General features: G+C 65.6%; 12 protein-coding genes and 1 riboswitch. Of the genes, 7 read left to right on the top strand and 5 right to left on the bottom strand.

Features of this window, described 5'->3' with window-relative positions:
- Positions 1 to 569 precede the first annotated feature (569 nt).
- Positions 570 to 1133, top strand: a complete 564-nt coding sequence (locus BA022_RS03085; RefSeq protein ID WP_011804935.1) for an Rrf2 family transcriptional regulator — start codon at positions 570 to 572, stop codon at positions 1131 to 1133.
- Between the two features lie 69 nt (positions 1134 to 1202).
- Here the strand turns inward: BA022_RS03085 and BA022_RS03080 are convergent, their stop codons facing one another.
- Complete coding sequence (locus BA022_RS03080; RefSeq protein WP_088886525.1) at positions 1203 to 3842, bottom strand: DUF349 domain-containing protein; 2640 nt, start codon at positions 3840 to 3842, stop codon at positions 1203 to 1205.
- A 252-nt stretch (positions 3843 to 4094) separates the two neighbouring features.
- The gene (locus tag BA022_RS03075) at positions 4095 to 7817 is read right to left on the bottom strand and encodes a DUF748 domain-containing protein (RefSeq protein ID WP_088886524.1); all 3723 of its coding nucleotides are present in this window, start codon (positions 7815 to 7817) and stop codon (positions 4095 to 4097) included.
- A 718-nt stretch (positions 7818 to 8535) separates the two neighbouring features.
- On the opposite strand from BA022_RS03075, the gene BA022_RS03070 reads away from it, so the two are divergent.
- From BA022_RS03070 to nrdR, 3 genes are all read left to right on the top strand, one after another.
- A complete protein-coding gene (locus tag BA022_RS03070; protein WP_011804932.1) occupies positions 8536 to 9375 on the top strand; it encodes a lytic transglycosylase domain-containing protein in 840 nt (279 codons plus the stop codon).
- Between the two features lie 44 nt (positions 9376 to 9419).
- Positions 9420 to 9579, top strand: a riboswitch (ZMP/ZTP riboswitch).
- 34 nt (positions 9580 to 9613) lie between these two features.
- Complete coding sequence (gene glyA, locus BA022_RS03065; RefSeq protein WP_088886523.1) at positions 9614 to 10858, top strand: serine hydroxymethyltransferase; 1245 nt, start codon at positions 9614 to 9616, stop codon at positions 10856 to 10858.
- 12 nt (positions 10859 to 10870) lie between these two features.
- Positions 10871 to 11320 carry a transcriptional regulator NrdR gene (gene nrdR, locus BA022_RS03060; protein ID WP_011804930.1) on the top strand — a complete coding sequence of 150 codons (450 nt, stop codon included), beginning with the start codon at positions 10871 to 10873 and terminating at the stop codon, positions 11318 to 11320.
- A gap of 76 nt (positions 11321 to 11396) precedes the next feature.
- Here the strand turns inward: nrdR and aroC are convergent, their stop codons facing one another.
- Together aroC and BA022_RS03050 are read right to left on the bottom strand one after the other, a co-directional pair.
- A complete protein-coding gene (aroC, locus tag BA022_RS03055; protein WP_088886522.1) occupies positions 11397 to 12497 on the bottom strand; it encodes a chorismate synthase in 1101 nt (366 codons plus the stop codon).
- Between the two features lie 92 nt (positions 12498 to 12589).
- Positions 12590 to 13045, bottom strand: a complete 456-nt coding sequence (locus BA022_RS03050; RefSeq protein WP_047351400.1) for a CBS domain-containing protein — start codon at positions 13043 to 13045, stop codon at positions 12590 to 12592.
- Between the two features lie 98 nt (positions 13046 to 13143).
- Here BA022_RS03050 and BA022_RS03045 point away from each other — a divergent pair, with 98 nt between their 5' ends.
- The 3 genes from BA022_RS03045 to BA022_RS03035 all read left to right on the top strand — a co-directional run bounded on the left by BA022_RS03045 (position 13144) and on the right by BA022_RS03035 (position 18361).
- Entirely contained in the window at positions 13144 to 14457 is a 1314-nt protein-coding gene (locus BA022_RS03045; RefSeq protein ID WP_088886521.1) for an O-acetylhomoserine aminocarboxypropyltransferase, read from the top strand.
- Positions 14457 to 15278, top strand: a complete 822-nt coding sequence (locus tag BA022_RS03040) for an alpha/beta fold hydrolase (RefSeq protein ID WP_088886520.1) — start codon at positions 14457 to 14459, stop codon at positions 15276 to 15278. The genes BA022_RS03045 and BA022_RS03040 overlap by 1 nt, the downstream gene beginning before the upstream one ends.
- 344 nt (positions 15279 to 15622) lie before the next feature.
- Positions 15623 to 18361, top strand: coding sequence for a cation-transporting P-type ATPase (locus BA022_RS03035; RefSeq protein ID WP_088886519.1), 2739 nt, complete (start codon positions 15623 to 15625; stop codon positions 18359 to 18361).
- 12 nt (positions 18362 to 18373) lie between these two features.
- Here the strand turns inward: BA022_RS03035 and BA022_RS03030 are convergent, their stop codons facing one another.
- Positions 18374 to 19066, bottom strand: a complete 693-nt coding sequence (locus BA022_RS03030) for an HAD family hydrolase (RefSeq protein WP_088886518.1) — start codon at positions 19064 to 19066, stop codon at positions 18374 to 18376.
- Positions 19067 to 19079 lie beyond the last annotated feature (13 nt).

The raw sequence follows: 19079 nt of genomic DNA, 5'->3' as shown, positions 1-19079 counted from the left end.
CTGTCCTCATGTATTGCCGAAGGGCTTTAAGGACCCGCCCGTATAATTTGTCCACCATGCCGAGATGGTTGATTGCGGTTTTCACCCTCCACTTCCTGCTGAGCGTGGGTGTCTCCGCATTTGGCAAGGTGCCACCCGTGGAACACCTCCGGCCAGCGGTCGCCTCCGTGCAGTTGGCACCAGCAGACAAAGCCGCGATGGCAACAGCCGCTGACCCTTCCGTGGCAAACGACGCGTTATCCGAAGGCGAGCACGGCCTGATGGACGCGCAGCAGGATCTACCGGACGATCAGAACATACGCGCCTTTCGCGGCAAGCCCCTCCATGGCTTGTTCAGTTGCCCCGCGCAATGGGAGAGAGCCGCCCTCTCCCCTGTGCTGAAAAAGCAGCCTAAACCTCCCAGGTCCCTGGCTCTGCGCGTCTAAAAGGTTGCGCCCGCCTGGACGCGTTCTGCGAACGCGAAAGACAGGTGCGCCGCGCAACTCCGGCGTGCAACCCCCTTCCTCTTTTCCCTCCTGACCATCGGACCGATGGCTTCAGGCCCTTTTCCTCCCCTCAGGAACAGCACCATGCGTTTGACCACCCGAGGCAAACTCGCCGTCACTGCGGTCACCGATCTGGCCTTGCGCTCCCACGGCCGGCCGATCGCGCTTCCCTCCATCAGCGCCCGCCAAGGCATCTCCCTGTCATATCTCGAAGACATCTTCAGCGCACTGCGCCGCGCCGGCCTGGTCCACAGCATTCGCGGGCCCGGCGGAGGGTACACGCTGACACGGCCGCCACAGGAACTCTCCGTGGCCGATATCGTCATCGCCTCCGAAAAATACATGGGCGGCGCCGATGACAAGGGCACGGACACCGGCACCGCATCGGCACCAGGCGAGATGACGGCCGAGCTGTGGGCCAGCTTTCACTCGCGTGTCATGGAATACCTGCAGTCCATTACGGTGGCGGACCTGCTGACCCAGCGGGAAGCCAGCGCCTGCCATGCCGACCATTCTGCAGCCGTGGTAGTGGCCCCGCCCGCCAGCACCACAGGCCGACGGGCAGCGAAAACCCAGCTACCGTCAGGGGATGTGCCGAACTCCGTATTTGCCTTGGGGCTTGCCGTTCCGCGCACCCGGACGAGTTGATGCGCCGGCATCCGTAGCGTCCTTCTCCGGAACGACACGGATGCCCGCCCTGGGCGACGACACTGCCGACTATTTGCCGAGCAGGACCTTCAATGCGCTCTGCAGGCGGCGCGCGCCTGCCTCGTCGCTGGCGCCTTCCAGCACGCGCGCCACATCCTGCGTCCAGGTTTGCGCCGGCGAGGGATCGTTGCGACGCGTGAGCAACTGCAGCTGCAGAGCACGCCGTGCGGCCAGTTGGTCTGCGGGCGTCGGGACCTCCGCCGCGATCTCCAGCCGCAGCAATGCTTCCGGGGCTCCCCCGGCCGCAGGTGCCGCAATCGCCTGCGACCAGGCGGTGCGCGCCGTGGGGGGCACCTTGCCGCCCAGTTCCTGGACGCTGGGCAATTGCGCAGCGTCGCGGCTTTTCCAGGCCGACAACAGCTGCGTGAGCGCTTCGCCATGGGCCTGTGCCGCCAGCTTGCGCAGCGCGCCCTGCGCATGCTCCATGGCGTCGCGTTGCGCGCGGAAAGCCGCATCACCCAGACGCGGACCTCGCGCAGCAGCACCATCGCGCTCCCGCCCCCGTCCCTGCATACCGCTGTCCCGTGGGCCGCGGCCGTCACGCCGGTCGCCACCACGGCCGGTGACCGTGGGCTGCGCGGGCGCCGCCTTGCGCGCCCCCGGCCGGTCATCGCCACGCACGGCCACCACCGGACGCGCCGCAGGCACGGGTTTGGAAGTCGGCGCATCGTTTTGATCTGCTACCGAATCAGTAGCTGCTTGCGCTTGACCATCAATGGTTTGATCGGCTTTTTTATCTAAATTCTCGGAAACCCCCGATTCGCCGGCAGGCTCCTTCAGCGCGCGCTCCAGCGCGGCCATGGCACCGCGGATCTTCTGCGCATCGCCCGACGCATTGGCGGCCTCCAGCGCCTTGGATGCCTCCAGCACGGCCCGGTCGCGCGCGCTCAACTCGGAGGCACTGCGCTCACGTTCGGCCGACTTGCGGTTGAACGCCTCGTCGATGGGCTTGCGGAACGCGTCCCAGAGCTTCTGCTCATGCTTGCGATCCAGCGGCACCGCCTGCGCCTCGGCCTGCCAACGCTGCTGCAAGGCCTTGATGGCATCGATGCGCAGACCCGGGGCCGCACCCAGGGCGCCTGCCTCGTCGATCATGGCGTGGCGGCGCTCCAGGCTGGCCTTCTGCGCAGCCTCCAGCGGAGCGCTGGCAGCCGCCAGTGCCTGCTTCCACAGTGGCTGCAGTTCAGCGAACATCTTTTCGCTCACATGGCCACCGGTGCGCCAACGCTCGGCAAACTGGTGCAATGCACGACTGAAGGACTTCCAGTCCTGCGCAGCGGCAGCGGCCTGCGATTGGGCCCAGGCATTCACCTCTTCGATCAGCGCCAACCGCTGCGCACGGTGTTCGGCACCTTCGGCACGCACCTTCTCCAGCCAGCCCTCGACCACCTTGTGCGCGGCATTGCACGCATCGTCGAATTTCTTCCACAGGGCGTGGTTGGCCGGCGCCCCCTGGTCGGCCTGCTTCCACTGCTCGCGCAGCTGGCGCAGCGTTTCCTGCATCTTGCGCCCGCCGAGGGACTGTCCTTCCGGCCTGCGCAGCAGGGCCTCGGCCCGTGCCACGAGATCCTCGCGCACCTGGTCGGCGCTCCAGCGCTGCCAGCCCTCCAACTCGCCCGCAGCCACGAGGGCGGCGTGCACTTTCTGCTCCAGTTCGGCATCGATCAACTTGCCGTGCACCTTAAGCACGGCGCGCAGCGCAGTCGCGGCGCCAGCGCTGGCCTTGCCATGGCCCTGTGCGGTTTCCTGCTCCAGCTTGGCCAGGGCCTCCTGAACGGCCTGCAGGGCCTTCTCGCGCATTTCAGGAGTCGCCTGCGGCTTGGATGGGCGGGGGGCAGGCGTCTTGGCGGCGGCTCCCGCCTCTAGGGGTAGCCCGCGCGCCTGGCGCAGTTCGTCGGACCACACGGGCACGGGCGGCAGGGGAGCCGAGGGGTCTTCTGCCGCAAGGACAGCCTGCGCCAATGCCGACTGAAACGCTTCCCACACCACCAGCAACTGGCTGCGCGAAGCATCGAGCAACGCGGGAAAGCGCGCCTCTACGCTAGGCCAGGCACTGTCGTCGGCAAGTGCCTGGGCCTGCTCCTGCCAGCGGCCGACATCGGCGTTCAGCAGTTCCAGCGCAGACTGCGCATCCTTCCACGGTTTGGTGGAGAGCACTTCGATGCGCTGCGCGAGCAGAACGGCGGCTTCGCGCTGCACCTGAACACGATGCTGCAGGTCTTCGATGGTTTTCACGCGCTCGTTCAGACGCTGTTTGAGCACCGACAGAGGTTCGCGGGACAGCGGCGCGCCGGCCTTGGCCGCATCGCGCTGCCAGGCGAGCGCGTCGGCAATGTTGAGCTTGGCGGCTGCGAGCAGCGCTTCGGCCTTGGCTGCCCATTCGGCGGCGATCGCCTCCTGGCCCTCCGCGCGCCGAATCTCGTCCAGTCGCTCACGCACTGCGCGCGCGGCGCCTTTGTCCCGCGCACTCAATTCCTTGAATACTTCCTGGAGCTTTTCCACGCCAGGCTGGGTGGACAACCATTCACGGATGCGTGCCGAGCGTTCACCCGACGTGGCCGCAGAGAAAGCGCCGCCCGTCAATGCATCAAGGGGATGCGGCTCGCTGGTTTTGGCAGGGACCGGGGTCGCGTCAGATGCGTCGGACATTTTGCTACGTGAAGAAAAAGGGAACATGGATTCATCAAGGTGCAAGCGAGCCACCTTGCGCCAACAGCGCAAGCAGTAGGTGGGCATCGCTCACGGACAAGCGGCTATTTTCGCCCGGTTTTACACCGCCTTCCCGCTGCGCCAGATCAGGAATCCGAGGGATAGACGGGATGGCGCGGGAACCGCGCTCGCATTGGAACGGTACTGTACCGGTAGCCGCACCCTGTGAGGTTACAAAATCCCGCGCGCCCCTCACTGGGCATTCAAAGAAAGCTCTGCCTTCGGCCGCCATGGCGCGTCACCCTCCCCCCCCGGCTGCAGCTTGCTTGCGCCTACGAACAAACGTTCAAGCGGGACTTGCTGTTGCGCCAGGTAGTCCCGCACGGCCACCCCTCGCGCCAAGGCCAGATCCTCCATGGCGTTGTCCGGAACTGTCAGGTTGCGCATCAGCAGAGCCTCCATCTCTGCAACGGGTACGTCCTTCGCCAGACCGACGAAGTTGCGCGGTTTGCGGATGTCGGACCGGCGATACAACTCCTTCAGCAGCGCAGGGTATTCCTCCTCAGTGAGCGGCGCGATGCTGTCCGCAGGTTCACCCGCACGGATGGCTGCCCTGCGCTTTTGCGCCTCGGCCATGTCTCGCAAACGCTGGCGTTTCCATGCCAGCTGCTCGGCGTCGGGCTGTGCCCAACCCACGACCGTGACCTTCAGTGCGGGGCGGTTGTTCAGTTCGTTGGCGATTTTGTCCAGTTGCTGTCGGGCCTTCTCATCCAGTTCTGCGCTGCCCAGCGCGAAGAGAACCGCGCCCTGCTCGCCCGCGTCGCCGAAAGCGCCAGCCAACAGGGAAAAGGGGGCGGTGATCGCTTTCATGATGAGGTTGCCGATGACCTTCAGGATGACCGCTCCGAGACGGAATTCGGGGTCGTTGAGGGAGCCGCTGATGGGCAGATCCACGTCGATGATCCCATTGCGGTCCGCCAGCAGGGCCGTCGCCAGCCGCACGGGCAGACTGGCGGACGCGCCCTCCACGGGTTCCCCAAACGCCAGTTGGTTCAATACCAGCTTGTTGGTGGCGATGAGCTGCCCATCGGGCAAGATCTTGTACGCCACGTCCATGCTGAGCTTGCCCTTCTCTATCCCATGACCCGCGTACTTGATGGTGTAAGGCGACAACGGGGGCAACTCAAGGTCACGCATGCGCCCCTGAATATCCAGCGCCAGGGGCTTGACAAGCGGGTTGATGCGGCCGGTGACTTCCAGTGACGCCGTCCCCTGGGCGCGACCGCGCAATTCCAGGTCGGCCATCTGCGGCGCTGCCCCCGCCTCCGGCGACACCGAGGAAAATGAGCTCAACCGGCCAGTGAGTGCACTCAGGTCGGCAGAGTAGTTGGGTTTGATGAAGTAATCCGTGAAGCGCACCGATCCATTGGTCAGCGCCACGGGACCAAAGCGGATCTGCGGAGCCGAAGGGGCCGCTGCCGGAGCGGCGGCCGCAGCGTTCGATGCCGCAACCGCGTCTTCCGGTGCCGAAGCCTTGCGAATATCCTGCAAATTGATGCGGCCGTCTTCCTGCACGATGATCCGTGCGAAGAAATCGCTGAGCGCCGTTTCCTTCACATCCAGAGACACAGGCTGGTCTGGCTGCAAATTCATCGCCACCCCGCGCAACGCCAGGGATTTCCAGCGCAGCAGATCCTCGCCCCGCGCGCCTACGCCCCGGGCACCTACGGTCCGCTCGCCGGCCTTCGTCTCCTCAGGCATGTCCAAGCCAGCCTTGGCGCGCACGCGCACCTCGTCCAGCGACACATCCCCCTTGACCGAAACAGTGGCGCCGGCATTCCCCTGGACATAGCGCACGTCTCCGTCGAAGCCACCATCGGCACGGAGGATATCGACGTTAAGCTGCTGCCCTACATAGGGCTCCAGCGCGTGCAACGGCAGGTGTTGGGCGTGTACCTTGCCCTGCGCCGTCAGAACGGGCGCCATCGCCACCGAGCCCTCGTAGCGCAATCGCCCGGGTTCGGTCCTCCCTGCACCCACCCGGCCTTCCAGGCGCAATGCCGTGGGAGTGACCCGCCCGTCCGCATAAGCGAAATCCCGCGCGTGCAGCTGCAGATCGAACACATTCAGCGCTACGGCGCTCTGCGCTACCGCGTCGCGCAAAGCCACTGCTGCGCCATCGATCTCCAGGGAAGCCAGCCCCATGGACCAGGGAAGACCCGCAGCCTTTGGAGCGTCCGCGTTGGGCCCCGTCACCCCCGGGTGCGACACGCCCCACTGTTCAAACATCCATTCCCCCGTGCGAGTGCGCGACAGCAGCAGGCGCGGCCTCTGCAACGAAATCCGCTCTACCGATACGGCGCGCTGGGGCCAGCGTACCCAGGCATTGCCCACTTCCAGCCGGCTCCACGCGGCCAGTGAATCCGCAGGCGCGTCCTTGATTCCTGCGCTCTGCAGTGGAACGCATTGTTCCTTGGAGGCGCAACGCAGCGCCAACTTATCCACGGACAACGCAGCCACCTTCGCCAGCACGACATCGCCATGCCGTGCTATTCCCAGGTCCGCATCCACGGAACCTTCCACGCGGGGTTGCAGCACGCCAGCCAGATAGGGCGCAGCGATGGACAGCGGCAGGCCCTTGATGGAAAGGCCGGCCTGCGCCTGCGAGGCGCTCACTTGGCCCAGCACAGCCAATCGCGCGGATTCGCTGCTGCCGGCGACCGCAGACTGCCTGAGGGAAGCACTCGCACGCAGTTGCATGGGCTGTTCCAGCGGCAAGGCAATGGACGACGCTTCTACCTGCAGGTCTTCCACATCCCACGCGGCGGTCCCCCGCGGCAGGCTGGCATCGGTCCATTGGATGAAGCCATCCCGCAAACCCACCCTGGCGATATAAACGCGCCAGGGCTCCGCAGACTCCTTTGTCTGTGGCGCTGGGTGCTCGTCCCTCTCGGCCCGTGGCAATCCCGCAAGCTTTACTTCACCCGCCACGTTTCGGCGTACATGTGCACGCGCGCCGCGCCATTCCAGCAGATCAATGTTGATCCTGCGCCGCAGGGGCTCCGCCTCCTTGAATACGGCACGCATTTCCTCGAACTGCAGCAAAGGCTGCTCCTGCGCATCGGTGGCATGTACCCCGCTCAGTTGCACATCCCCGGAAATCCGCAGTCGAGGGGTCTCCCGCTGCTCGAACCCTAGTTGAACATCCGCGCCCAATCGCCCCGCCTTGAGCCGCACCGGCACGCTGGGCGGCAGGTAGCGACCGAAGGGGGCCAGGTCGAAATTCTCAATATGCAGGCGTACCTCGGCTTGCCTGGCGTCCATGAAGGGAGTGGCCATCGCTGAGGTATCAAAGGTGCTGCCGTTGAGCTCAAACGCCAGGCGCGGCGTCACCTTGACCTCGCGGTCCGCAGAAAAACTGCTCAGGAAAGGAACGTCCAGTTCCACGCGGCGCAACGTGTGCACCACCCCCACCGTACGGTCATCGAATTCGACGACACCACCCTTCAATGCGATATTGAAGAGCGCGAAATGTGCCGGCTCCGTGGCTGATTTCTCGCCCTGCGGCTTCGCCGCCATGAGCGCGAGCAAGTCGTCCACGTCATAAACCCCTGGGGCCAATTGCGTGACACGAACTACCGGGTCGTCTACCTGCAGCGCATCGATCACTGGAGCGCCCCGCCAAAGGGATTGCAATTCAGCGTCTATATAGATGCGGCCCACCCGTACCTGCTCTGAACTGCCATCCTTTGACGCCAGGGCTACGCCGTGCAAAGTGGCCTCCAAAGTCCAGGGCAGAAACTCCACCCGTTCGACCGTCAGCTTGCGCCCCAGCGCTTCACTCGCATGCCTTTCAATCTGCGACTGCGCCAGCGGAGGGACCACCAGCCAACCGAGCAGCCACGCGCCGCCCCAGCACAGCACCAACCATGCAAATCGACGAATCCAGGGGTTGTTCTTGATGACTTGCAGCACGCGGCACCTATTCTGTTGAGCTACCAACGCAATGGGACCGGTCCCGCGCTGACGCAGGCAGGTAAAAAAACGCAAAAAAAGAAAGCCCGGTGTCGAACTTCTTCGTACACCGGGCTTGACGGCTGACACAACGGTCTTTCGCCATCTTTTTGCGCTTGGGAGAGGATCGTCTCAAGCGCCGGAGGCAAGGGATTGCCTCCAGGGGTTGCCTTGGAGGAGATCTCATGTGATGCGGCACTGTCTGCCATTCATCGCGCTGATCGCCCCGTTTGGCGGATGCCTGAGTCGTTCAGGCGCCTTAAAGATAGCAAATTCGAGCGCGCCTTCCAACAGCTTTTAGCAATGAAAGATTTCATGCAATTGACTGTTTCATCAAGCAGTTGAATTGCTTGCGCACAGACCCTTCTTAAAAGGACATGCGCGAAAAATCTGTGCTTTCCCACAGATACAACAGAACTTTTTGTTCTAAAAAATTCAAATGTTAGTATTGACCTTGAATTTGGAGACCTCCTAGAATCCGCCAGCCCTCAACCAAGGCCTAGTAAAAACCCTAGCCGCTACAGATTTCGGCTACGACAGTCAACAGATTCCCCTGGGCCTAACGCGCCTAAACGGACTGAACGGCATACCCACCCGGACCCCACCGTCTGGCAGGACCGGACTCCTGAGCAACCACGACAGTGCTCTTCGCTCAGGAGCCGACTTAGAAAGGAAAGCTATGACAGCGTCAGGAAATGTGATTGCCGGCGTCCGGACGTTTGCGGGCGATGTGATCAACGGTTTTCTGGAAGTGACACACAGCGGCTTCGCCCTGCTCGGGCTGGGGGTCGTCTTTGGCGTGATCACACTTACGGCACGCCCGGATCTGCGCCAGGCAGGAGAAGAAGAACTCATGGGCTGGCTGCAGGCCCGCCAGGAAGCCGTAGTGGGCTTCCCTATGGAGCCCGCCGCAAGCGAGCGGGCAGTAGCGCTCAACCCCAAGGAGTTGCCGCGGGAACAGGCTGCCGTGGCCTACTGGCTCAGCAAGAAGTACCGCGTGGCGCCCGAACCGCTGGCGGCACTGGTCACCGAGGCGTATGAAATCGGCGCGCGGACCAAGCTGGATCCCACCTTGATCCTGGCCGTCATGGCCGTGGAATCGAGTTTCAACCCGTTTGCACAAAGCCCGGTAGGTGCGCAAGGCTTGATGCAGGTGATGACGCGCGTGCATACCGACAAGTACGAAGGCTTTGGTGGGCACCTGGCGGCATTCGATCCCGTGGCCAACCTGCGCGTGGGCGTGAAGGTGCTGCAGGAGTGCATCGCGCGCGCCGGCTCACTGGAAGGCGGACTGCGTTACTACGTCGGCGCAGCCAACCTGCCCGACGACGGGGGCTACGCCGCCAAGGTACTGGCGGAGCATTTCCGGCTGCGCCAGGTCGCCAATGGTCGCACGGGCGTTTCTCCCGCCGGCCCCGTGAATCCACCTCTCTTGTCCACCAAGGCTCCTGCCACACCGGAAGCCGCACCTGCAACCCCTGCCACTGGCGAGAAGGTGGCCCTGCTGAGCGGCCTCTGAAGGAACCTACTCTGGCACTGATGAAGGGCGTGCTCAGCTACACTAGCAGGGCACGCAACTGGCGATAGGCGCGGAGGTCTTCCGGGACACCGCCGCTGACGTGGACACCGGCAGGAAACAGCGTTTTTCTGCAAACCACTGGGGAGCGTGCCGCGCGGCAGGCACCAGCCCCGCAGCGATCCGTCGTTCGCCTGGGCAGCCCTTGATTGCCAAGGGACACTTAGTTCATCGGACTGCCATGTACCAACGCAATATTCTTGTCGAACAAACCGATCCCGAGGTGTGGGCCGCCATCCAGGCCGAAGACCGCCGCCAGGAAGAGCACATCGAGCTGATCGCCAGCGAGAACTACGCCTCGCCCGCCGTGATGGCCGCTCAGGGCTCGCAGCTCACCAACAAGTACGCCGAAGGCTACCCTGGCAAGCGCTACTACGGCGGCTGCGAGAACGTGGACGTGATCGAGCAGTTGGCCATCGACCGCATCAAGCAACTCTTCGGCGCTGAAGCGGCCAATGTGCAGCCCAACTCGGGTTCGCAGGCCAACCAGGCTGTGCTGATGGCCTTCCTGAAGCCCGGCGACACCATTCTGGGCATGAGCCTGGCCGAGGGCGGCCACCTCACGCACGGCATGCCGCTGAACATGAGCGGCAAGTGGTTCAACGTAGTCTCCTACGGACTGAACGACAAGGAAGAGATCGATTACGAGGCGCTGGAAGCCAAAGCCCGCGAGCACAAGCCCAAGCTGATCATCGCCGGCGCCTCCGCCTACGCCCTGCGCATCGACTTCGAGCGCTTCGCGAAGATCGCCAAGGAAGTCGGCGCCATCTTCTGGGTGGACATTGCCCACTATGCCGGCCTGGTCGTCGCGGGCGAGTACCCCAACCCGGTGCCGTTTGCGGACGTGGTGACCTCCACCACGCACAAGAGCCTGCGCGGCCCGCGCGGCGGCATCATTCTGATGAAGGCCGAGCACGAGAAGGCCATCAACAGCGCCATCTTCCCCGGCCTGCAGGGCGGCCCGCTGGAACACGTCATCGCCGCCAAGGCCGTGGCCTTCAAGGAAGCCCTGTCGCCCGAGTTCAAGCAGTATCAGCAGCAGGTGACCAAGAACGCCAAGGTGTTCGCGGAAACGCTGATCCAGCGCGGACTGCGCATCGTGAGCGGTCGCACCGAAAGCCACGTGATGCTGGTGGACCTTCGCGCCAAGGGCATCACCGGCAAGGAGGCCGAGGCAGCCCTGGGCAAGGCCCATATCACGATCAACAAGAACGCGATCCCCAACGATCCCGAAAAGCCGATGGTCACCAGCGGCATTCGCGTGGGCACGCCCGCCATCACGACACGGGGTTTCAAGGAAGAGGAAACGCGCCTCACGGCCAACCTGGTGGCCGACGTGCTGGACAACCCGCATGACGAGGCGAACCTGGAAGCCGTGCGCGCCAAGGTGCACGCGCTGACCAGCCGCTTCCCGGTCTATCGCTGATCGACCGCTGCGATGAAGTGCCCCTTTTGCAGCCATCAGGAGACGCAGGTCGTCGAAACCCGCGTCTCCGAGGACGGGGACTTCATCCGCCGCAGGCGCCAGTGCGGCGCCTGCGACAAGCGCTTCACGACCTACGAACGACCGGAAGTCAACTTCCCCACGGTCGTCAAGAAGGACGGCCGCCGCGTCGAATACGACCGCGAGAAACTGCTGGGATCGTTCAAGCTGGCGCTGCGCAAGCGACCGGTGAGCACAGTGCAGATCGACTCGGCCATCGAGCGCATCGAGGAAAAGCTGCTCAACCTGGGGCAGCGCGAGATCCTGTCCAGCCGCATCGGCGAGTTGGTCATGCGCGAGTTGAAGAAGCTCGACAAAGTAGCGTATGTGCGCTACGCCAGCGTGTACCGCAGCTTCGAGGACATCGACGAGTTCCGCGCGCTGGTGGACGAAGTCCGCAAGTAAGCCGCCACGCTTCAGTCGCTCTTCTATTGATAGCTGGCAGCGCCCACTGGGCGGGCGCTGCAGCCGTTTTTGACCATCACCCCAGGCGGACTGCCGGAATCGGAGCCACGGCCTGCACCACGTCGCCGCATTGCGCACGGTGGCGCAGCGCATGGTCCATGATGACCAATGCGAGCAACGCCTCGGCGATCGGCGCGGCGCGGATGCCCACGCAGGGGTCGTGGCGCCCCTTCGTGATCACCTCGGTACTCTGGCCGTGGATGTCGATGGACTCGCGCGGGCTGATGATGGAACTGGTGGGCTTGATGGCCAGCGACACCTCGATGTCCTGCCCGGTGCTGATGCCGCCCAGCACGCCTCCCGCGTTGTTGCTGGCGAAGCCCGTGGGCGTGAGCGAATCGCCGTGCGTGGTGCCGCGCTGGGCCACGCTGGCAAAGCCGGCCCCAATCTCCACACCCTTCACGGCGTTCAGGCCCATCATCACATAGGCGATGTCGGCATCCAGCTTGTCGTACAGCGGCTCGCCCAGCCCCACGGGCACGCTGGTGGCCTGCACGCGGATGCGCGCACCGCAGGAGTCGCCGGACTTGCGCAGCGCGTCCATGTAGTCCTCGTAGGCCTGCACGTCGGCCACCGGTGCGAAGAAGGGGTTGTGCGGCACATGCTCCCAACTCTCGAACGGGATGGGCAGTTCGCCCAGTTGGGTCATGCAGGCACGAAAGCGGGTGCCGTATTTCTCGGCCAGCCATTTCTTGGCCACCGCGCCGGCAGCCACGGTGGGTGCCGTGAGGCGCGCAGACGAGCGGCCGCCGCCGCGCGGGTCGCGCAGGCCGTACTTGTGCCAGTAGGCATAGTCGGCATGCCCCGGGCGGAAGCTCTGCGCGATGTTGCCGTAGTCCTTGCTGCGCTGGTCGGTGTTGCGGATCAGCAGCGCGATGGGCGTGCCGGTGGTCTTGCCCTCATACACGCCCGAGAGGATTTCCACCGCATCCGGCTCGTTGCGCTGCGTCACATGGCGGCTGGTGCCGGGGCGGCGGCGGTCCAAGTCGGCCTGAATGTCGGCCTCGGACAGTTCCATGCCGGGCGGGCAGCCGTCGATCACGCAGCCGATGGCGGGGCCATGGGATTCACCAAAGTTGGTGACGCAAAAAAGGGTACCGAGTGTGTTGCCGCTCATAGGAGTGCGATTATCCCCGAGCCACTGTTACTACCAAAAAATAGCTGCCAGCGCTTGATTGACAAGCGCTGGCAGCTATTTTGATCACCAAATCAGTTGGCCGGCCGCGATTCTTCCTGCGGCCAGTCGCGGATGTAGGCCTTGAGCAGCTTGTTCTCGAAATTCTGGCTGTCCACCACGGCCTTGGCCACGTCGTAGAAGCTGACCACGCCCATCAGCATGCGCTTGTCCATCACCGGCATGTAGCGCGCGTGGCGGCCCAGCATCATGCGGCGCACCTCGTCCATGTCGGTCTCCAGCGTGCAGGTCAGCGGCGCGTCGTCCATGGCGGTACGCACCAGCATGGTGCCCACGCCGCCACCATTTTTCGTCAGCGCCTGGATCACCTCGCGGAAGGTGAGCATGCCCACCAGGTCGCCATGTTCCATCACGACCAGCGAGCCGATGTCCTTCTCGGCCATGGCATCCACAGCGCGGGCCAGCGGCTCGTCGGGATGCACGGTGTAGAGGGTGTTGCCTTTGAGGCGCAGGATGTCGCTGACTTTCATGGGGAGTCTCCGAAGGGTTCTGCAGGCGCTGCATGCAGCCCGATAGCGAATAAATATAGCCCACAATGGCGCACAAATTCACCACTTTGGAGACATGAATGCCCGGATATTCCGACCCCGGCTTCGACACGCTGGCCCTGCACGCCGGCGCGCAGCCGGACCCCGCCACAGGTGCGCGCGCCGTGCCGATCCACCTGAGCACCTCGTTCGTCTTCGAGTCGAGCGACCATGCGGCGGCCCTGTTCAACCTGGAGCGCCCGGGCCATGTGTACAGCCGCCTGAGCAACCCCACCAACGCGGTGCTGGAGCAGCGCGTGGCGGCGCTGGAGGGCGGCGTGGGCGCGATCGCCGTGGCCAGCGGGCAGGCCGCGCTGCACCTGGCGATTGCCACATTGATGGGCGCGGGCAGCCACATCGTGGCCAGCACGGCGCTGTATGGCGGCAGCCAGAACCTGCTGCACTATACGCTGCGCCGCTTCGGCATTGACACCACCTTCGTGAAGCCCGGCGACATCGACGGCTGGCGCGCCGCCATCCGCCCCAACACCAAGCTGTTCTTTGGCGAAACCGTGGGCAACCCCGGGCTGGAGGTGCTGGACATCCCCACGGTCGCGGACATTGCGCATGAAGCCGGCGTGCCCCTGCTGGTGGACTCCACCCTCACCTCGCCGTGGCTCATCAAGCCCTTCGAGCATGGCGCGGACCTGGTGTACCACTCGGCCACCAAGTTCCTCTCAGGCCATGGCACGGTGATCGGCGGCGTCGTGGTCGATGGCGGCAGCTTTGACTGGGAAGGCTCCGGCCGCTTCCCCGAGCTGACCCAGCCCTACGACGGCTTTCACAACATGGTGTTCACCGAGGAGAGCACCGTGGGCGCCTTCCTGCTGCGCGCTCGCCGCGAGGGCCTGCGCGACTTCGGCGCCTGCATGAGCCCGCACACCGCCTGGCTGATCCTGCAGGGCATCGAGACCCTGCCGCTGCGCATGGAACGCCACATGCGCAATACCGAGAAGGTGGTGCAGTTCCTGGCCAGCCACCCGTTCGTCGAGCGCGTGGGCCACCCGCTGCTCGAGTCCCACCCCAGCCACCAGCTCGCGCAGCGCCTGCTGCCGCGCGGCGCGGGCTCGGTGTTCAGCTTCGACCTCAAGGGCAACCGCGAGCAGGGCAAGACGTTCATCGAGACGCTCAAGCTCTTCAGCCACCTGGCCAATGTGGGTGACTGCCGCAGCCTGGTGATCCACCCCGCCTCCACCACGCACTTCCGCATGAGCGACGAAGCGCTCGCCGCGGGCGGCATCAGCCAGGGCACGATCCGCCTGTCGATCGGACTGGAAGATGCCGACGACCTGATCGACGACCTCAAGCGGGCACTCAAGGCTGCGGAGAAGCAAGCGGGAAAGGCAGGTGCGTGATGTACGTGCAAGTCAACGGCGCACAGACCTACTGCTACACCGGCGGCAAGCCCTTCGATGCCGCTAAGCCCACCGTGGTGTTCATCCACGGCGTGCTCAACGACCACAGCGTCTGGGCGCTGCAAAGCCGCTACATGGCAAACCATGGCTGGAACGTGCTGGCCGTCGACCTGCCCGGCCACAGCAAAAGCGCGGGCGATGCCCCTGCGAGCGTGGAGCAGGCGGCCGACTTCGTGGGCGCCCTGCTCGACGCACTGTCCATCCAGCGCGCCGCGCTGGTGGGCCATAGCTGGGGCTCGTTGATCGCGCTGGAGGCCGCCGCACGCCTGGGCGGGCGCGTGAGCCATCTGGTGCTGGTCGGTACGGCCTACCCGATGAAGGTGTCGCCCGCGCTCATCGAGGCATCGCAGACCGACCCCGAGCAGGCGCTGCGCATGGTCAACGTGTTCTCGCGCAGCACCCTCGCGCCCCCCTCAGGCGCGGGCTTCTGGGTGTACGGCGCGGGCATGGCGCTGGGCCGCAAGGTGCTGCGCAGCAACCCGCAGGTCAATGTGTTCCACCGCGGCTTCGTCGCCTGCGACAGCTACTCCCATGGCGAGCAGGCCATCGCAGCGGTGCAGTGCCCCGTGCTGTTTGCCTTGGGCACACAAGACCAGATGACCGCGCCCAAGGCCGCGCAGGGGTTGATCCAGGCCGCGCGATCCGCGGACAAGGACGTGCAGATCGTCCATCTGCCGGTGGGCCACCACCAGATGACCGAAGCACCGGACGCAACGCTGTTCGCCATCCGCGACTTCCTGGCAAGACGCATCTCCGCCTAAGATCGTTGCACGGCAGGGCCGGCGGTGCAGGGCATCCCCTGCAGCGCTCCCCTGCCCAATGGATGACGGGCGCCGCCGCCTCGGCAGAGGGATATGACTTCCCCTGCCACATGCGAAACACTGGCCCCTGCTTGCCCGCGGCGACCATTTACGGCCACGTGATGCATATCAAAAATAGCATTAAACGCCCAACCAGCAAGCGCAGTCAGCTATTGTTTATATAGCAAACGAAGGCCAATAGCGGCCACTTTCCCCGGCCTGGCACTGGGGCATTGGCACGGTCCACGCCTGCGGACCTAGACTGGGTTCACTCGACCAGTCGCGTCGTCCGGCGCCCGCCCTGCATGCACCTGCCCCCATCCACCGATGCCCGCGACACCCCGTGGCATGCGCTGTCCGCTGGCGAAGCGCTGCAACGGCTGCAAACCGACGACCGCCACGGCCTGGCGCATGCCGAGGTGGCGCGGCGCCTGGCACGCTTCGGCCCCAACCGCCTGCCCGCGCCGCCGCGCCGACCGGCCTGGCTGCGCCTGCTGCAGCAATTCCACAACGTGCTGATCTACGTGATGCTCGCTGCCGCGACGGTCACCGCGGCACTGGCGCACTGGATCGACACCGGGGTGCTATTGGGGGCCGTGATCGTCAACGCCATCATCGGTTTCTTGCAGGAGGGCAAGGCCGAGTCGGCGCTGGACGCGATACGCCACATGCTCTCGCACCAGGCCACGGTGCTGCGCGGGGGAGAGCGCCAACTGGTGGCCGCCGACCAGCTCGTGCCGGGCGACATCGTCATCCTCGCGTCCGGCGACAAGGTGCCTGCGGACCTGCGCATCCTCACGGCCCGCAGCCTGCGCGCCGACGAGGCCGTGCTGACGGGCGAGTCCGTGCCCTGCGACAAGCATGAAGCCACCGTGGCAACCGACGCCGCTTTGGGCGACCGCCGCAGCATGCTCTACTCCGGCACGCTGGTGGCCGCGGGCACCGCTTTGGGCACCGTGGTGGCCACGGGCACGAACAGTGAACTGGGGCGCATCAGCACGCTGTTGGCCCAGGTGCAGGCGAGCACCACGCCGCTGCTGCGGCAGATCGCGCAGTTCAGCCGCTGGCTGGCGCTGGCCATCGGGCTGTTCGTGCTCGCCACGTTCGCCATCGGGGTGCTCTGGCGCGCTCAGGCACCCGCGGACATGTTCATGATGGCCGTGGCGCTGGCGGCCTCGGCCATCCCCGAGGGGCTGCCCGCCATCATGACCATCACCCTGGCCATGGGCGTGCGGCGCATGGCGCAGCACAACGCCATCATCCGCCACCTGCCGGCAGTGGAAACGCTGGGAGCCGTCACGGTGATTTGCTCCGACAAGACCGGCACCCTCACTTGCAACGAGATGACCGTGCAGCGCGTGGTGACCGCCGACCATGTCATAGAGGTGACCGGCAGCGGCTATGCGCCGCAGGGGGGCTTCCTCATCGGGGGCGTGCCCATCACTGCGCAAGAACACCCTGCCCTGCAGTCCGTGGCCCAGGTGGCGCTGCTGTGCAACGACGCCACGCTGCACGACGGTCCCCAGGGCTGGAGCCTGACGGGCGACCCGACGGAGGGCGCGCTCGTCACCCTGGCGCTCAAGGCGGGGCTGGACGCAACGGCGCTGCATGCCCGCCAGCCACGCATCGACGCCATACCGTTCGAGTCCGAGCACCGCTTCATGGCCACACTGCACCACGACCACGCGGGGCATGCGGTGATCCTGGTGAAAGGAGCGCCCGAGCGTGTGCTGGACATGTGCAACGCACAGCGCCAGTGGCCCGCCGATGGCGCGGGCACCGATGCCCCGCTGCAGCACGACTACTGGCGCCGCGCGGCCAACGACTGCGCGGCGCGGGCGCTGCGCGTGCTGGCGATCGCCATCAAGCGCGTGCCGGCGCAGCAGCACGCGCTGCAGTTCGCCGACATGGAGGGCGGCTTCACGCTGCTCGGGCTGCTGGGCAGCATGGACCCGCCGCGCCCCGAGGCCGTGGCCGCGGTGGCCGAATGCCAGGCCGCGGGCGTACGCGTGAAGATGATCACCGGCGACCACGGCGAAACCGCACGTGCGATTGGCGCGCAGCTGGGCATCGGCCTGGGCCGCCCCGCCCTCACGGGCGCCGAGATCGAGCTGCTGGACGACGCCGCCTTGCGCGACGTGGTGGCCAGCGTGGACGTGTTCGCCCGTGCCAGTCCCGAACACAAGCTGCGCCTGGTGCAAGCCCTGCAGTCCCGCGGTGAAGTCGTGGCCATGACAGGCGACGGCGTGAACGACGCGCCCGCACTCAAGCGCGCCGACGTGGGAGTCGCGATGGGCAGGAACGGTACCGAGGCCGCCAAGGACGCGGCCGCCATGGTGCTGACCGACGACAACTTCGCCACGCTGGGCCATGCGGTGCGCGAGGGCCGGGGCATCTACGACAACGTGCGCAAATTCATCCTGTTCATGCTGCCCACCAACGGGGGCGAGGCGCTGATCGTGTTTGCCGCCATCGCATTCGGCCTGCTGCTGCCGCTCACCGCGGCGCAGGTGCTGTGGATCAACCTGGTCACGTCCAGCACGCTGGGCGTGGCGCTGGCATTCGAGCCCGCGGAGAACGACGTCATGCGCCGCCCTCCCCGGCCTCCGCAGGAAAAGCTGCTGTCCGGCCTGTTCGCGTGGCGTGTGCTCATGGTGGCGGTTTGCATGGCGGCGGCTTCGCTCGGGCTGTTCCTGTGGGAGCTGTCCAACGGCGCTGCGATCGAAACCGCGCGCACCATGGCTGTCAGCGCGGTGGTGGTGATGGAGATGTTCTACCTGCTCAACAGCCGGCACATCGAGCGCAGCGTGCTGTCGCGCGAGGGACTGCTGGGCAATCCCAAGGTGCCGCTGACCATCGCCTTCTGTGCGCTGCTGCAACTGGGCTTCGTGCACCTGCCCTGGATGCAGGCCGTGTTCGGCTCCACGGACCTGTCTGTGCAGGAATGGTCGCGCGTCCTGCTGGCCGGGCTGGCCGTCTTCACGCTGGCCGAACTGGAAAAGGCAGCTCTGCGGCGCTGGCGCGCACGCCGCGCCCATCGCTGACACGGACCACGCCTACCCCAGCAGACGGCACAGCGCGGCCAGGTCGCGCACGGTGGCAGGGGGCGCCACCGCGTGCGGCCACGCCGCATCGCCCCGATTGAGCCAGGCCGCCTGCATGCCGGCGCCCAGCGCGCCATGCGCATCCAGCGTGGCATCGTCGCCTATGTGCAGCACGGCTGCGGGCGGCAGGTCCAGCACCCGCGCCGCCTCATGGAAGATGCGGGGGTCGGGCTTGGCAATACCGAACTCGCGGGCGCTGATGCTGGCGCGAAAGTACCGTCCGATGCCGATCACCTGCAGGTCCGCATTGCCATTGGACAGCGCCACCACCGGGTGGCGCGCCGAGAGGAATTCCAGCGCCGCGATCGCATCGTCGAACAGCTCCACCCGCTGGCGCTCGGCAAAGAACACGTCGAACCCCTGGTCCGTGAGCGACTCGTCCTCGCCCGCCTGACGCAGCGCTGCGCGGATGGTCTCGCGGCGCAGCACAGTCAGGTCGTGCGACAGGTGCGCATGGGCGGACGCCACCTGCGCACGGAGCATGCGGGACGTATCGGGCGACGCCAGCAGCGCCGAGGCGCCGGGCGCCACCGTGAGCAGCCACTCGATCAGCACCTTCTCAGCCCGCGCAATGGTGGGCCAGATAGGCCATAGGGTGTCATCCAGGTCAAGAGTGATGGCGCGGATGCGGGAAATATCGAGCATGGACCGAGCATAC

Source organism: Diaphorobacter nitroreducens, assembly GCF_002214645.1.
In the GTDB taxonomy this organism is placed as follows: domain Bacteria; phylum Pseudomonadota; class Gammaproteobacteria; order Burkholderiales; family Burkholderiaceae_C; genus Diaphorobacter; species Diaphorobacter nitroreducens.
This window is presented reverse-complemented; position numbering and strand designations above follow the sequence as displayed.

Coding starts and splice junctions, on each gene's coding strand:
- BA022_RS03085 (WP_011804935.1), top strand. CDS start 570: ATGCGTTTGACCACCCGAGGCAAACTCGCCGTCACTGCGGTCACCGAT.
- BA022_RS03080 (WP_088886525.1), bottom strand. CDS start 3,842: ATGTCCGACGCATCTGACGCGACCCCGGTCCCTGCCAAAACCAGCGAG.
- BA022_RS03070 (WP_011804932.1), top strand. CDS start 8,536: ATGACAGCGTCAGGAAATGTGATTGCCGGCGTCCGGACGTTTGCGGGC.
- glyA (WP_088886523.1), top strand. CDS start 9,614: ATGTACCAACGCAATATTCTTGTCGAACAAACCGATCCCGAGGTGTGG.
- nrdR (WP_011804930.1), top strand. CDS start 10,871: ATGAAGTGCCCCTTTTGCAGCCATCAGGAGACGCAGGTCGTCGAAACC.
- aroC (WP_088886522.1), bottom strand. CDS start 12,497: ATGAGCGGCAACACACTCGGTACCCTTTTTTGCGTCACCAACTTTGGT.
- BA022_RS03050 (WP_047351400.1), bottom strand. CDS start 13,045: ATGAAAGTCAGCGACATCCTGCGCCTCAAAGGCAACACCCTCTACACC.
- BA022_RS03045 (WP_088886521.1), top strand. CDS start 13,144: ATGCCCGGATATTCCGACCCCGGCTTCGACACGCTGGCCCTGCACGCC.
- BA022_RS03040 (WP_088886520.1), top strand. CDS start 14,457: ATGTACGTGCAAGTCAACGGCGCACAGACCTACTGCTACACCGGCGGC.
- BA022_RS03035 (WP_088886519.1), top strand. CDS start 15,623: ATGCACCTGCCCCCATCCACCGATGCCCGCGACACCCCGTGGCATGCG.
- BA022_RS03030 (WP_088886518.1), bottom strand. CDS start 19,066: ATGCTCGATATTTCCCGCATCCGCGCCATCACTCTTGACCTGGATGAC.